At 41.9% G+C, this 15716-nt stretch carries 13 protein-coding genes; 9 read left to right on the top strand and 4 right to left on the bottom strand.

All coding sequences use genetic code 11. From position 1 onward, the window contains the following. Nucleotides 1–21: 21 nt before the first annotated feature. Together FTV43_RS00570 and lolD are read left to right on the top strand one after the other, a co-directional pair. On the top strand, nucleotides 22–1257 hold the full coding sequence (locus FTV43_RS00570; RefSeq protein WP_104853304.1) for a lipoprotein-releasing ABC transporter permease subunit: 1236 nt from the start codon (nucleotides 22–24) through the stop codon (nucleotides 1255–1257). Beyond that, nucleotides 1250–1933 (top strand): lipoprotein-releasing ABC transporter ATP-binding protein LolD, encoded by a 684-nt coding sequence (gene lolD / locus FTV43_RS00565; protein ID WP_179994639.1) that lies wholly within the window; start codon nucleotides 1250–1252, stop codon nucleotides 1931–1933. The genes FTV43_RS00570 and lolD overlap by 8 nt, the downstream gene beginning before the upstream one ends. Here the strand turns inward: lolD and FTV43_RS00560 are convergent. Then, nucleotides 1930–2157: a hypothetical protein gene (locus FTV43_RS00560; RefSeq protein WP_154648271.1), complete on the bottom strand. Its 228-nt coding sequence runs from the start codon at nucleotides 2155–2157 to the stop codon at nucleotides 1930–1932. The genes lolD and FTV43_RS00560 overlap by 4 nt on opposite strands. Between FTV43_RS00560 and FTV43_RS00555 the strand changes: the two genes are divergently transcribed. Next, a complete protein-coding gene (locus FTV43_RS00555; RefSeq protein WP_257224082.1) occupies nucleotides 2156–4501 on the top strand; it encodes a DNA internalization-related competence protein ComEC/Rec2 in 2346 nt (781 codons plus the stop codon). The two genes, FTV43_RS00560 and FTV43_RS00555, sit on opposite strands and share 2 nt — an antisense overlap. Here the strand turns inward: FTV43_RS00555 and FTV43_RS00550 are convergent. Next, nucleotides 4458–5447, bottom strand: a complete 990-nt coding sequence (locus FTV43_RS00550; RefSeq protein WP_179994637.1) for a lysophospholipid acyltransferase family protein — start codon at nucleotides 5445–5447, stop codon at nucleotides 4458–4460. The genes FTV43_RS00555 and FTV43_RS00550 overlap by 44 nt on opposite strands. 127 nt (nucleotides 5448–5574) lie before the next feature. Here FTV43_RS00550 and sppA point away from each other — a divergent pair, with 127 nt between their 5' ends. Together sppA and FTV43_RS00540 are read left to right on the top strand one after the other, a co-directional pair. Continuing rightward, on the top strand, nucleotides 5575–6597 hold the full coding sequence (gene sppA / locus FTV43_RS00545; RefSeq protein WP_179989048.1) for a signal peptide peptidase SppA: 1023 nt from the start codon (nucleotides 5575–5577) through the stop codon (nucleotides 6595–6597). Continuing rightward, nucleotides 6594–7412, top strand: a complete 819-nt coding sequence (locus FTV43_RS00540; protein ID WP_179994636.1) for an alpha/beta fold hydrolase — start codon at nucleotides 6594–6596, stop codon at nucleotides 7410–7412. The genes sppA and FTV43_RS00540 overlap by 4 nt, the downstream gene beginning before the upstream one ends. An 88-nt stretch (nucleotides 7413–7500) precedes the next feature. On the opposite strand, the gene purN is transcribed toward FTV43_RS00540, so the two are convergent. Together purN and purM are read right to left on the bottom strand one after the other, a co-directional pair. Beyond that, a complete protein-coding gene (purN, locus tag FTV43_RS00535; protein WP_179994635.1) occupies nucleotides 7501–8130 on the bottom strand; it encodes a phosphoribosylglycinamide formyltransferase in 630 nt (209 codons plus the stop codon). Nucleotides 8131–8140: 10 nt separating this feature from the next. Further along, entirely contained in the window at nucleotides 8141–9211 is a 1071-nt protein-coding gene (gene purM / locus FTV43_RS00530) for a phosphoribosylformylglycinamidine cyclo-ligase (RefSeq protein WP_004971815.1), read from the bottom strand. 134 nt (nucleotides 9212–9345) lie between these two features. Here purM and cxpE point away from each other — a divergent pair, with 134 nt between their 5' ends. From cxpE to FTV43_RS00510, 4 genes are all read left to right on the top strand, one after another. Further along, nucleotides 9346–10566, top strand: coding sequence for a chloramphenicol efflux transporter CxpE (gene cxpE, locus FTV43_RS00525; protein WP_179994634.1), 1221 nt, complete (start codon nucleotides 9346–9348; stop codon nucleotides 10564–10566). 14 nt (nucleotides 10567–10580) lie between these two features. Next, nucleotides 10581–11285 (top strand): DnaA regulatory inactivator Hda, encoded by a 705-nt coding sequence (hda, locus tag FTV43_RS00520; protein ID WP_004971812.1) that lies wholly within the window; start codon nucleotides 10581–10583, stop codon nucleotides 11283–11285. A gap of 123 nt (nucleotides 11286–11408) precedes the next feature. Then, a complete protein-coding gene (rbtA, locus tag FTV43_RS00515; protein ID WP_179994633.1) occupies nucleotides 11409–13226 on the top strand; it encodes a rhombotarget A in 1818 nt (605 codons plus the stop codon). 57 nt (nucleotides 13227–13283) lie between these two features. Then, a complete protein-coding gene (locus FTV43_RS00510; protein ID WP_257224081.1) occupies nucleotides 13284–15698 on the top strand; it encodes a CSLREA domain-containing protein in 2415 nt (804 codons plus the stop codon). The last annotated feature ends 18 nt before the right edge of the window (nucleotides 15699–15716 follow it).

The following is a 15716-nucleotide window of genomic DNA, read 5'->3' as shown; positions in this document are numbered from 1 at the left end:
TATTACCTCGGACTTGATGGTATGTTTAAACCAATCTCGCTATATATAGGGTTGAGATATACGCGCGCTCGGCGCAGTAACCACTTTATTTCTTTTATTGCCTTAGTTTCGATGATCGGTCTAACTTTGGGTGTTGCCGTCCTCATTACCGTACTTTCGGTGATGAATGGTTTTGATCGCGAATTAAAAAATCGTGTCTTGGGCATGATACCTCAAGCCACTGTTTCATCAACACAAATTTTAACAAATTGGCCAGAACTTGCAACGAAAGTTGAGCAACATAAGCATGTTGTTGGTGCTGCACCATTTACGCAATTGCAAGGCATGTTGACTGCACAAGGGCAAGTGTCGGGCATTATGGTCACGGGAATTGAACCCGAATACGAAAAGAAAGTATCCATCATTCAAAACCACATGGTTGCAGGCAGTATCGACAATCTGAAAAAGGGTGAGTTCGGTATTGTTTTGGGCAAACAAATGACTGATGCCTTGGGTTTGGGTTTAAACGACAGCATTACCTTGGTTTTACCTGAAGCGACGCCATCACCTGCAGGCGTTGTACCGCGTTTTAAACGCTTCAAAGTGGTCGGTATTTTTAGTATTGGTGCAGAAGTCGATTCGATGATGGGATATATCGCCCTGAATGATGCTTCGACTTTGCTGCGTTTACCCGATGGTGCGCAAGGTGTACGCTTAAAACTGGATGATATTTTTGCTGCACCACAAGTATCTCGAGATATTGTGCAAGAGCTACCTGCCAACTTTTACGCTTCGGACTGGACTTATACGCACGGTAACTTGTTTAGCGCCATTCAAATGGAAAAGGCGATGGTGAGCCTATTGTTATTCCTAATTGTTTTGGTGGCTGCATTTAATATCGTGTCTTCTTTGGTGATGGTTGTGACCGATAAAAAATCGGATATTGCGATTTTAAGAACTTTGGGTGCATCACCAAGCACGATTACCAAAATTTTTATGGTGCAAGGTACGGTCATTGGGGTTATTGGTACGGTTTCAGGTGCAATCTTGGGGATTATTTTCGCGTCCAGTATCAGTGGCTTTATTGCATGGTTGAATAATGTATTAGGGCTAAACTTATTTGATGCCTACTTTATCAACTACTTACCTTCATATTTAAGATGGCAAGATGTGGTGGTGATTGTGAGCTTGTCATTAATTTTAAGTTTCTTGGCGACGATTTACCCTGCATTACGTGCCGCGAAAATTCAACCAGCAGAGGCATTGCGTTATGAGTAAGATTGTTCTGGAAGCCAAGCAAGTTTCTAAACACTTTACCGATGGCAAAACCACTGTTGAAGTGATTCGTGGTCTAGATTTACAAGTTCAGCAAGGGCAGTTTGTGTCGATTGTCGGAGCGAGTGGTTCGGGCAAAAGTACCTTATTGCATGTGTTGGGTGGTTTAGACCGTCCAAGCACAGGCGAAGTATTTTTACATGGGCAGCGTTTTGACAATTTAGGCGAAGCTGAACGCGGCTATTTGCGTAATCGATACCTCGGTTTTGTTTATCAGTTTCACCATTTATTGCCTGAGTTTAGTGCGCTTGAAAATGTGGCAATGCCGTTAATGTTACGTGCAGGCACAAATTACAAAGAGGTGAAGGCACAGGCAGACTATCTGCTTGAGCGAGTCGGTTTATCGCATCGTTTAACCCACAAACCGGGTGAGCTTTCTGGAGGGGAGCGTCAGCGTGTTGCGTTGGCACGTGCATTAGTAACAAAACCCGCACTCATGCTTGCCGATGAGCCTACTGGAAACTTAGACCGCAAAACTGCAGTTAAAATTTTTGAATTGCTGCGTGAATTACGCAGTGAATTTAACATGGCGATGCTGATTGTGACCCATGATGAAGAACTGGCAAAATCTGCCGATACCATTTTGCACATGCAAGATGGTGTTTGGGTAGATGCTTAGGGGCATAGCTCGTAAAGCCGCTCAAAAGCGATTGCGTTTAAAATAGCAATTGCTGGAATAAGATTGTTTTGTTGAAGCCCACTTCGGTGGGCTTTATGATGCATGCCAATAAAAATAATAAGTTTAATATTCATGCTGCAATTGATTGGTCTGGCTTGGGTGATTGGGATCGCCTGTGTCGGAATACGTTCTTCTTCTTTTCCAATACATTCATTGACTTCCATGCCTAGTGCAATGGTTTTACTGATTTTATGCAGTATCGTTGTGCAATACTTGTTGCAAGCTCGCTTATCTTCAATCTATTGGAAATGTTTGAATGTAGGAGTGGCAGGTGTTTTGAGTCTTGTTTTCGGTTTGATCTATGCGGATACGCAGATGCAGCAGCGTTTGCAATGGCGTGAACTACAACCTGAATTTGCTGAAGTCGTGGTTTATGTCAGACAGTTAAATCAGCTAAATGACAACAGCATTTCACAAAGGGTTGAGGTGTTAAACCGACATCCTCAAACAGTGACATGGTTAGCAACTTTAGCACAAACTCAGGTAGATCAAGAGCAAAATTTAGAACTTGGACACTATTACAAATTAAGTGGAAAAATTCGCCCTGCGCATAGTTATGCCACAGCAGGTGCATTTGATGTAGAGCGGTGGTATTTACAGCAAAATATTATGAGTGGTTTTCGAGTAGAGCAGATTCAGCCTATCTCGGCTGAACAAATTTATGCCATGGGGTTTACACAACATTGGCGTGCCCAACAGACGCTATGGGCAAAATTTCGATTATGGATTGAACAGCAGCGTTATCAAATTCGACTGTTTATTCAGCAGCAACCTTTGCATCATCAAGGTTTAATTCTTGCATTACTCACAGGAGATAAAAGCCTATTAGATGCAGAAACTGAAGCACAGTTTCAGCGTTTTGGAATTAGCCACTTATTGGCTATTTCAGGGCCACATGTGCTGATTTTTGCAGGCATGTTCTGTTGGGCATTACGTCAGCTGATTAGGTATTACCGTCCGCATTGGTATTTGTGGATGCCTAAACAATACTTGCTCATGTTGCCATTTTTAAGTTGTGTATTGCTGTATACCGCCTTTGTTGGTTTTGAAATTCCTGCCTTAAGAACCTTGCTCATGTGCAGTCTCGTTACAGCGATGCTGGTGATGAAGCAGAAGCTTCAAGGTTTTGCCTTACTTATTTATAGTGCTGCATTATTGCTATGGTTTGATCCTTTAAGTGTGCTGTCTGCTGCTTTTTGGCTGTCTTACGGGGCCTGTTTTATTCTACTGCGTATTTATCAGAGCTTGAGTGCGCAACCACGTATAGAGCTGAATCGTTGGCAGCAACTGAAACATGCCAGCAAAATTCTAATCGAGTCGCAATGGAAAATTTTTATTGCCTTATTTCCTTTGGTGATTGTGTTTTTTAAACAAGTGGCGTGGATTGCACCGCTTATTAATATCATCGCAATTCCATTGATTGGTATGCTGATCGTGCCTTTAGATGTTTTGGCAGGAATTTGCTTTTTTATTTTTGAACCCTTGGCGTCAATACTGTTTCAATTGAATGATCTAGCTATGGCTTTGTTGCGCTTGATTTTTCGGGGGATGGAAACCGTTTTTGTACCACGGTTACATACTTTGTCGATGTCTGCAGCGGTGTATGTCTGTCTATGTTTAGGCTTATTTCTGCTATTTTTACCACAATCGGTATTGCCTAAAACTTGGGCAATCTTATGTTTTGTTCCACTGATTATAGTCGATAGCCAACGACAACCATTTGAATTAACAGTACTCGATGTGGGGCAGGGACAAGCTTTATTTTTACGTTCAGGTCATTACAACATGATGATTGATGTGGGCGGTTCTTATGATGAAAGTAAGTTTAGTATTGGACAGCAAATTTTACGTCCATTTTTAGCGGTGCATGGTATTAAACAACTGGACTTGGTGGTTTTAAGTCATTTAGACCAAGACCATAGTGGTGCATTTCCTCATTTGCAAAATGAAGTCAATATTCAGCATGTCTTTGCCAATCAGACCGTAGATGTGGCAGTAAATAGCAAGTTTAATTTGTGTCAGCAAGGGCAACAGTGGTCTTTACCACATCAGGTACAGATACAAGTTTTATCTCCTAAACCGAGTCAATTACCCTATGCCGCACAGCAACAAAATGAGTTGTCATGTGTGTTGTATATTTCAGTGCCATCCGCACAGCCATATCAGCATTTTTTAGTGATGGGCGATGCAGGTTGGGCAACTGAATATCAATTGTTGCAGGAATATCCTGATTTAAAAGTAGATGTGTTAATTTTGGGTCATCATGGGAGTAAGTACAGTTCTGCCTATGATTTTTTAGCACATTTTAAACCCAAATTGGCCGTGGCATCTGCAGGTTTTGATAATCGTTATGGACATCCTAGTTCTTTAGTTCAGCAACGCTTGGCTGCGCTCAATATTCCGTTCATGAACACCATACAACAGGGCAGCGTACGTTTTTCTGTAGATGCACAACAGCGTATGCTTATACAGCCGTATCGGCAGCAGAAATTGTGGTTGCAGCGTTAGTTTGGTTCTGTGTCTGGGCACGTACAGCCTGCACATCTGCCAAGGCTTCTTGCACAGGTTTATGATAGACCCCGCGTAAATCTGGATGGGCTTTATAGCGTTTATAACTCCAGTGATAATGTGTAGGATAACGACGGATCAAATCTTCAATTGCACGGTGAATAATAGCTGTCCCTGCATTGGCATCACACTGATAAATGTGCTCATCTATCGCTTCGATATACATATCAAAGCCTTGATCTGCATTTCTTAACGCATATAAGAACAAAGCTTTTGCTTTAGTTTTCTGAATCAATTTGGCGCTTAAATTACTCGATTCCAACGGAATACCAAAAAAAGGAATCATCTCACCACCTATATTTGGGGTATGGTCTGGCAAAATGACAGTGGTTCCGCCTTGTTTGAGTGCTTTAAAAATTTGACGTACCCCAGATTCATCTGTTGGGACTAAATGTGCCTGTTCACGGCTACGTGCTTGGCGCACAAAATCATCTGCCGCAGGGTTTTTGACAGGTTTATACATGATGGTCATTTGCGTATATTGAGCGATCCACGCATTCATAATTTCCCAAGTGCCAAAATGCGGCACAATTAAGACCAAACCCTTTTGTGCAGCCAGTGCATCTTGTAATAGTTCTAAACCATGTACCTGATGGATTCTTTGAATATTTTTTTGATTGCTTGATCCCCAAATATGAAAAAACTCAAAATAAGAGGTCAGTTCGTTACGAATTGCTTGCTGGGTAATCTGTTCGCGTTGTTGTGAGTTCAGCTCAGGAAGCGCAATTTGTAGATTAAGCTCAATGGTTTGAGAGGTCTTACTCAAACGCAGAGTATTGACCAAAAAAGCCAAAGATTTTGCAAAAAGACGCGCAACAGTTAAAGGTTGTCGACTGACAAAATTAAGCAGGCGCGATAAAGCCGTTGTCGGTGCAGGTTCGGTCATAACGACAGCATCAATTGATAGAAAGGATAAAGATGTAAAATATTATAGGAGAAAATACAGGCTTTAGACAGTTTTTGCCAATTCCGTGTATATAATGGAGCAAATTTACTATTTTTTGGATTGTTTCATGTCCGATTGGCCACCAAAACCACAAAATGAATCACAACAAATATCTCCACAAGCACAGCAGCCCACAGGCAATGAGTGGAAACTATTAGAAAAAGCTGTTTTAGCTTCAGTTGAAGAACAACGTCGTGCACGTCGTTGGGGGATTTTCTTTAAGTTTTTAACTTTTGCTTATATATTTTTACTGTTGGTGATAATGGGCAAAGGGTGCAGTACCACGACCACGAATCCATCGGCAGCGAGTCCACATATCGCGGTGGTGGATATTGTTGGCACAATTGCATCTGATAAGCAAAGTGTGAACAGCAATGACACCATCAAGTCACTGAAAAAAGCCTATGAAAACAGCAACAGTCAGGCGGTGGTGCTAAATATTAATTCTCCGGGTGGTTCACCTGTGCAGTCAGATGAAATCTGGCAAGAAATTCAATATCTGAAAAAACAGCATCAAGGGAAAAAACTCTATGCCGTGATTGGCGATACTGGCGCTTCAGGTGCGTATTACATTGCTTCCGCTGCAGATGAAATTATTGTCAATCCATCAAGTTTGGTGGGTTCAATTGGCGTGATTATGCCAAATTATGGGCTGAGCGGTTTAATGCAGAAGATGGGTGTGGAAGATCGTACTATGACCTCAGGTGAAAATAAAGCCTTATTGTCGATGACACAACCTGTTGATCCTGAACAGAAAAAACATGTGCAAGCCGTATTAGATAATGTGCATGGCCACTTTATTCAAGCAGTGAAAGATGGACGCGGCGCGAAACTGAAATCACAAGATCCTGCGATTTTCTCAGGTCTGTTCTGGACAGGTGAGCAAGCCGTGACTTTAGGCATTGCCGATAAGATTGGCAGTTTAAATAGCCTGAAGCGTGATTTAAACCTAGATAAAACAGTGAACTATACCATTGAACACAGTCCTTTAGACTCTGTGTTGGGTCGTATGGGTGCAGCAGTGGGAGAGGGCTTTGCCACTTCTTTATCTCAACATATTCAGACTGAGCAAAACGTGAAATTACAATGAAACCACTGATTCATTTTGCGCATGCCAATGGCGTGCCATCGAAGGTTTATCAAAAACTGTTTGATTTACTTAAAGATGATTACGATGTGATTTACGTCCCTTTGTTGGGGCCAGATAAGCGTTATCCGATTGATAATCATTGGCAAAGCTTAACCCAACAAGTGATTGACAGTGTTGTACGTCAAGCTCAGGGACGTAAAGTGATTGCGTTGGGGCATTCTTTAGGTGCAGTGTTGTCGTTTCAAGCCTCTTTACAACGCCCTGAATTATTTGAACAAGTGATCATGCTTGATCCACCTTTAATTATGGGTAAAGCATCGGTGTTTTTACATTTTGCCAAAATGTTTAAGCTTAAAGCAGTAGATCAACTGTCGCCTGCATCTTTGTCTTTGCGCCGTCGTGATCATTGGGATAGTCGTGAGCAAGCAGCAGACTTATTGCGTCCGAAAGGTTTTTATCAAGATTTCGATGCCGATTGTTTTCAGGCTTATATCGAGCATGCTTTGACTGATGACCATGTGCGAGGCGGAGTACAATTGACCATTCCAAAAATGGACGAAGTCAATATTTTTAGAACCAATCCCTCACTGTGGTGGTTGCCGCAAGCAAAACTGCAAGTGCCGACAGAATTGGTGATTGCAAAAAAAGGGCCGTTCTTAAAAGCAGGTTTCCCACAAATTACCGCCAAGAAATTCAACATTGCTTATCAGGTGGTTGAAGGTGGACATATGTTCCCTTTAGAAAAACCTGAAGCGACGGTGCAGTTGATTAAAGATTTGATTCAAGCACAGCAGAGTAAAGCTGCTTCTGTTTAATTCAGTCTGAACCAAATACGAACCATAAAAAACGCCTGATCAACAGGCGTTTTTCGTATATATCAAAAGCTACATACTTAAAGAATATTTAAAAATTGCAAAACTGCACAGGTTGTTGTAACAGTTGTTGGCGATACATCACACCTTGCGCAGTGTGCTGAATGGTTCCGTTACAAATCCATTCAACCACTTGCGGATAAATCAAATGCTCCAACACATGCACACGGTTCGCCAAGCTTTCGGCATCATCGTGGATGTTTACTTGCAACACACCTTGTGCCAGTGCTTGACCTGCATCTAATTCAGCAGTGACATAATGCACGGTACAACCATGTAAAGTATCGCCTGTATTGAGTACACGTTGATGGGTGTGCATGCCTTTATAATGCGGCAAGAGTGAAGGATGAATGTTGAGCATTTTACCTTCCCAAGCATGCACAAATTTGGCACTTAAAATACGCATAAAGCCTGCGAGAACAACAAAATCAACATCCCAATCAAGTAATTGTTGATGCATGACATCATCAAATAATTCACGACTCGGATATTGTTTGTGCTCAATCACTGCAGTTTGAATCCCTGCTTGTTGAGCGCGTTGTAAAGCATAAGCATCAGGCTTATTGGAAATAACCCCAACAATTTGCCCTGAAAGATTGGCATCTATCAGGGCTTGTAAGTTACTTCCGCTGCCTGAAACGAGGACAGCTATTTTGATCATCTGAGTCAAATCACGCAAAAATTACGCGAATTTTTTCATCTGCGCCTTCAACGGATTCGGCGTTGTCTTGAATACGACCCATCACCCAAGCTTTTTCGCCAAGGCTGTTGAGAAGCTCAACTGTTTTGTCTGCATCGTTGGCATCTACAACAACAACCATACCTACACCACAGTTAAAGGTGCGATACATTTCAAACTGTTCTACACCGCCTTCACGTTGTAACAATTTGAACAGTTCTGGCCATTCCCAAGATGATTCGTCAATCACTGCTTGCGCACCATTTGGCAATACACGTGGTAAGTTACCTGGTAAACCGCCACCCGTAATGTGCGCCATAGCATGCACATCAACTTGTTTGCACAGTTCAAGCATTGATTTGACATAAATGCGTGTTGGTTCCATGGCAACGTCAGCCAGTGGACGACCATCAACCAGTTGAGTTAAATCAACATTTTTTACGTCTAAAATTTTACGAAGTAAAGAGTAACCGTTTGAGTGTGCACCTGAAGAAGCGACACCAATCAGAACGTCGCCAGCTTTTACTTTAGAGCCATCAATAATTTTGCTTTGCTCAACCACGCCCACACAGAAGCCTGCAAGATCGTAATCTTCACCTTCATACATGCCTGGCATTTCAGCAGTTTCACCACCTACAAGCGCACAGCCTGCAAGCTCACAGCCTTTACCAATTCCTGTAACAACATTGGCTGCAACGTCTACATTTAAGTGACCTGTTGCATAGTAGTCTAAGAAGAATAAAGGTTCAGCACCGCACACCAGCAAGTCATTTACACACATTGCCACCAAATCTTGACCAATTGTGTCATGGCGGTTTAGGTTCAACGCTAAACGTAATTTAGTTCCTACACCATCTGTGCCAGATACGAGCACAGGTTCTTCATAACCTTTCGGAATTTTACAAAGTGCGCCAAAGCCGCCTAATCCACCCATCACTTCAGGACGAGTCGTGCGCTTAGCGACAGATTTGATACGATCGACTAACGCGTCGCCCGCTTCAATATCGACACCAGCATCTTTATAGCTTAAACCAGTGGTTGGGTTAGAAGTTGAGTTGCTCATAATGAAGTCTCCGCATTCGCGGGGCGATTATACCTGAATATACGAAACTCTTATGTTATTTATGCGCTAAAATGCTATCTTTATTCAAATATTTTAACTTCTATAACGAATAAACTGAAAAAAGGCGAATTTCTATGGTCGATCGTACCTTGCGTCGCATTTTTATCCTGTCTGGGATAGTGCTGCTCCTTTGGGTGCTGTACTTATTAAAACCGGTTGTCATTCCTTTTGTTGTTGCATTTTTCATGGCTTATTTATTTAGCCCATTGGTTGAACAATTTTGCAAAGTCGGTTTGCCACGTTGGCTATCTATCAGTTTGGTTTTTATTGGGATTGGCATCGCGCTGACTTTGGCAGTTTGGTACATCATTCCTTTGGTTTGGAAGCAGTTGATGATTGCGCGTGACAGTATTCCTGTCGGTATTAACTGGATCAATTCGACCTTCTTGCCGTGGGTATCATCCACTTTCAATATTGAAGAAATGGAAATTGATACCTCGCACATGAGCAGCATCGTCATGGATTATGTGCAAACCAATTATAGCGCCGATAGTATTCAAGCCATGTTATTGCGTGTCGCACAGTCTGGTCTGAATTTTATTCAAATTGGCGGCACCGTGGTGCTGATTCCAATTATTGCTTTCTATTTCCTACTCGACTGGCAGCGTATGCTCGACAGCCTGCGTCGCTTAATTCCGCGTCCTTATGAGCAAAGCACGTTGGCTGTGGTACAAGAATGTCACAGTGTGTTAGGCGCTTTCGTTAAAGGTCAGTTTTTGGTGATGATCTTGTTGGGCGTCGTTTATGCGACTGGATTGCAACTGATTGGTTTAGAAGTCGGCTTGATTATTGGGATGGTAGCGGGACTTGCTAGTATTATTCCGTATTTAGGTTTCGCTGTAGGCATTGTTGCAGCCATTATTGCCACTTTCCTGCAATTTGGCATTGACTGGATGCAATTGGTTTTAGTCCTTGTGGTCTTTATGATTGGACAGGCGGTGGAAGGCTATATTCTACAACCGTTTTTATTGGGTGATAAAATCGGGCTTTCGCCAGTCGCGGTGGTGTTTGCTGTTTTAGCAGGTGCACAACTGGTTGGATTCATGGGGATGTTGATTGCTTTACCAGTAGCAGCAGTGATTGTGGTTTTACTGCGTCATTTACGTGATTTTTACGAAAAAAGTTATTTGTATGGGCAACCTGTGGTGGTGTCGGAAGATGGTGCATCGGGTGACATTAGCATTGATACAGCACAAGTTCATATTGATATTGAGCTTGATCCTCAGTCAGCAAATTCACTGCAACAGACTGAAAAATCAAGTAAGATAAAGCCCTCAGATCAGCAAAACTCCTAGGTGATTACAATTCTATGCGTCAACTGCAGTTAGATATCGAGCCTCAATTAGATGCACGGATCAGTGATTTTTCTGGTCCAGGTTGGGGGCATGTGATTGATGCAGTTCGACAGCTTCATGCAGGATTGGTCAATCGCTTTTATGTCTATGGTGGTGCGGGTACAGGCAAAAGTCATTTATTGTCTGCAATTTGTGATTCCTATTTAGAAATTGGCAAATCAGCCATTAAAGTATCTTTACTTGAATTATTGGATGCCCCAACAGAAGCAATTACCTCTTTAGACCGTTATGATTTGGTTGCTTTAGACGATATTGAAGCGATTAGTGGTGTACCACATTGGCAACGTGCGGTGTTTCACTTAATCAATTACAGCAATGAGGTTGGTGGTCAGTTGGTGTTTTCATCACGTTTTGCACCGATTGAATTAAAGCTTGAATTGCCCGATTTGCAATCACGTTTGACGCAGGCAGTGAGTGTTAAAGTGCCTTCAGGCAGTTTGTATGCAGACCGACAAGCTTTGGTGAGTTCTGTGTTAGAGCGTCGCGGGATTATCATCGACCCACAAATTATTGATTATTTGTTGTTACATGGCCCACAGCAGACCTCGATTTTGCTGCAAAGCCTTGAACAGTTGGTGCAATTACTTAAAGGAGAGAAAACGAAATTAAGTGGCGCAAACCTGCGTCAGATTTATGCTTTAATTGACGAATATCGGTAAAAATTAAAATTACTTGAGAATTTGCGCAAGCTATGCCAAATTATTCGGAAAATAATTCGAAGTTGCAGGGAATTTGCAACTAAAGAAGAAAAAAAAACAAAGAAAATTACAAGGAGTACGCTTATGCTCAAGCAGAGCATCGGCATTGGTATGCTGTTTATCGCAGGTCATGCATATAGTAGTAATATCATTGTCACCACCACTGCTGACACCAAAGCAGATGATCAACAATGTTCTTTGCGTGAAGCCATTGAGTATATTAATTTAGGCATGCCTGAAGAAGGCTATTTGGGCTGTGGCGGCAAAAATGCCTCAAGTGTGATTTTATTAGAAAAGAAAGCCGTCTATCAAATTGATACTCAACTTAAAATTACAGAAAACCTTGAAATTAAAACCACCTATGACAGTAGTCTGAATGATAAAACTGCCCCAGGTTTGAATAATGCCACGATTCAGATGCGCGGCAATGAGCGAATTTTCCACATTGAAGATAGCAAGGATCGTTTCTTAAAAGTTTCTTTAAAAGAATTAACTTTACAGGGCTGCGGTGAGGAACGCTGTCGTCAGCAACAAGGTGGTCTGATTTATAATAATGAACATTTAATTTTAGACTATGTGAAACTGAGTCAGGGTGTAGCCAATCAAGGTGGGGCAATTTATAACCTCGCACAAATGACTGACGAGAAGATCCCTGCAGGTTTTATTGAGATCAAAAATAGCTTGCTTGAAGCTAACCAAGCGCAGGAAGGTGGCGTCATTTATACGCAATTCCCACGCTTTGTGATTACAACTTCAGTATTTAAAGGCAACAAAACCATATCAGTTGCTTCAGCCAATCTCTATTCTGCAGCAAGTTTGGCAGATGAAGAAATCAAAGCCTTTCCTAGTATGGGGAATATGATCGTGAGCAGTACTTTTACTGCAAATGAAGGCTATGTTATGAATGTGCTGGATGATATTGGTGTCAATAACATTAGCTTGATTGGTAACAGCCGTGGTGTGTATCTCAACGCACCTTTGGGTAAAGCCTATATTGCCAATAGTGTGATTTTGGGTAATCCACATCCTGTCAGTGTCAATACTGCAGCAAACTGTGTGCAAGCAGGTTCAGATGCAACAAGATTGCAAAATAATTTAGTCGGCGCAGGCTGTGGAGCAGGCGATAGCAACTATCCAAATACGCTATGGACTGCAAATTCGGTGCTTGCAGGTAATCTGCTTGAAGGTGCATGCCAAACCCTCAGTCAAGATAAAACGGCACTCTTTTGTCCATATCAAGTTCCTGAAAACTCATTCTTGGGCTTTATGCGCCCACGCGTATTGCTCAGTTATAACAGCCTGAAAGATTCTGTGGTGTTGAATCAGGGGCAATTACAACTGGGGGATAATACGGTAGTCGGTTGTGCTGCTTCAGATCAGCGCGGTAAAAACCGTCAGTCAGATATTACCTTATGTGACCGTGGTGCAATAGAGGTGATGGTTCCTGAAACTATGGGGCTTATAGGTCAAGATATTTTGGCGGGTCAAATTGCTAAAATGTCGGTGAGTGATTTGTTGGGTGATAGTGATTTGGTGCCTAAAGAATTTTGTGATCAAGTCTATCCAAACAATCCGACAGGCCAAGCATGGCAAGCAGGTTGTGTGCAAATTGAGCAACTCGATACACGTTCTAAAGGAAAATTGACCGTAGATGAGTTGGGGAATTTGGTATATACCCCAGATTCTGCTTGGCATGGTGCAGATGTCTTTAAAATTAAATTAGTTACCAGCACCACACGCTTTAACAGCACAACACCTTATAAGGAAGTGAAAGTCCAAGTTATTCAAGAACATGAAAATCGTATGGAAAGCGATAAAATAAAAGTTTCTGGTGGTGCATGGAGCGCTTACGGATTAATGACTTTATTGGGTTTGTTGGGTTTACGCCGTAGAAAAGCATAAAGGATGAATATGAAAAATAATAAAAAAACACTATTAGGGATAATGGTGCTGTCTGCTATGTCGCTTATGGCAGCAGATAATCGTGTGATTCAGGTCACGACCTTTGAAGATCAAAATGGTGAAGACTTAAGCAAATGTTCATTACGTGAAGCGTTAGTTGCGGCCAAGCAGAATATTGCGTTCGGTGGATGTAGCGCAGGCAATACCAACCGTGGTGCAACCGATATGATTCAGTTGCAGGCTGGGGAATATATCTTAAACTCAGAATTACGCCCGCAATCTATGGTGCGTATTTATGGGGCGACAGCGGTCGACTATAACCAAGTAGATCCAATTACACATCGTTATCCTTCAATTGCACCGTTAAAAACCACTATTAATGCACATGGCAATAGCCGCATTATCAATACTTCAGATACCCAAGCCAGCGTGGCGCTATACGATGTCATTCTAAAAAATGGGAATGCCCATGGTGGTGGTAATGCAAACCCTGCAGATGCAGGCAAGGGTGGTGCATTATTTGTGGCAGGCCCATTAGCTGCGAACAATGTCGAAATTCAAAATTCGCATGCAGAACAAGGTGGTGCAATTTACGTTGTTGCTCATCAAGCGGAGCGTCAAGTCAATTTAGAAAATGCTTATATCCATGCGAACCAAGCCAAAGCAGGTAGTGTGTTGGCAATGGATTGTAGTGCCAACTTGGTCAATACACGCTCTATGGTGAAAATTGACCGCAGCAGTATTGTGAAAAATGGTGCTGCAAATAGTCTTAGTACTTTTGATCTTTGCGGCCAACCAGATCTTACGTTGACTGCCAGTACGATTGCACAAAACCAAGCTGATACCAGCAAAGGTCATATCTTTAACTTAAGTAATGCAGAAAATCATCCGCTTAGCACTTTGTCACAGGTGTATTTGCAAAGTAATACCATTGTTGAAAATAAAGCATTGAGTACTTTGTTTTATGACAATTATCCACGTATTGTCCTCTCTTTTAATATGTTGGCCTTTAACCAAGGTAAATCTTGTCGTTATGCATTCCCTGCGAGCTTAGAGCAGGCGCGCAACATCAACACAATTCGCAATGCCTTATTCGCAATGGGATCAGCGACAGAGCAAGGCGAGTGTGATTTGCCTGAAACAGCAAATAGTTCTTATGATGGTGCTAAAAATTTGGATTTGACAGGGCTTAGCTTTGATCAAGTATTGCAGCCCTTGCAAGAACCATCTGCTTATAATTTATTCCTGCCGTTGTATTATCCAAAACTTGGTTCAGACCCTGCGAAAGATTTGATTGATGTAAACAGCATGGGGTGTAGTGATTATGAACAACGTGGTTTAGCGCGGGTGAGTAATGCAACTTTAACTTTAAATCCTGATGCAAAAAATACCTGTGAAATTGGCTCTGTAGAAGTGATGCGCTTAAATGCAGCCGATATTCAAAGCTTGCGTAATGTCTCTTATGAAAGTTTATTTGCCAATTATCAGCAACAAATTGACCGTATTCAGTCTGCGATAGATCAAAGTAAAGATGCTGCATCTTCGGTCGTTTCTCAATCGCGTACTGATTTGAAAACGATGCAGGATTTGTTGGCGAATACCAAAGCTAAGCAGCAATATCGTGCCATTTATGTTGATCCATTTGCGATGGCATTAAAGCAAGATGAACCAACTGCAGATGGGAAATTTGTTCAGTTAAGACAGCTTAATTCTGACAACTTTAGCATTAGCACTGAAGTATTGGGGATTGGTGCAATTTCGGGTTCAGGTACCACATTTAGTACCGATAAATTGACCCAAGATCCACTATTCAAATGTGAATGGGATGCACAGTTGCAACGGATTGTGATGTATCGACTGAATGATAAAGTCACAGAAGCAACCGATTCAGCGTATTGTAAATACACCATTACCTCAAAATTGGACAGTAATTTGCATTCTTCGGGCTTACTTGAAGGTAAATTTAGCAATATTGCCCCAATTGCAAAAGATGATCGTGTACGACTTGAATATGGTACAGACCTCAAAGTGAGTTTTAATCCATTGCTGAATGATAGCGATGCAGGCGATGGTTCTATCAGCACTTTGAAAGAAAATACCAATAAGCCTGCATTCTATAAAGATAGTACAGGACAAGAACTGGCAATTCGTTTTACACAAGTACCTTCAGGTGTGGTACTTACGGCAGATCGTCAAGCACCTTGTCCTGGGGATTATGCACGTGAAATTTGTTATGGTGGCAATATTCAGGTTCAAGTACGAAATAGCTTTAGCCCATTTGATTATGAGCTGAAATACACGATTTTCGATCATGAACTGGAATTATCGCCTGAAGCGACCATTACTTTAGAAAATACAGCGAAAAATACCAATTATGAAGCCAGTGGTGGCGGTGGGGGAAGCTTAGGTTTCTGGGGTATGTTTGGTTTAATCGGATTGGCGTTCTATCGTCAACGTCCAAGAAAATCGTAATCTACCGACTCTTTATTG

The sequence above is a fragment of the Acinetobacter sp. YH16053 genome (genome assembly GCF_013417035.1).
In the GTDB taxonomy this organism is placed as follows: domain Bacteria; phylum Pseudomonadota; class Gammaproteobacteria; order Pseudomonadales; family Moraxellaceae; genus Acinetobacter; species Acinetobacter towneri.
Note: the sequence above shows the minus strand (reverse complement) of the source record. Positions and strands in the feature narration are given on the sequence as shown.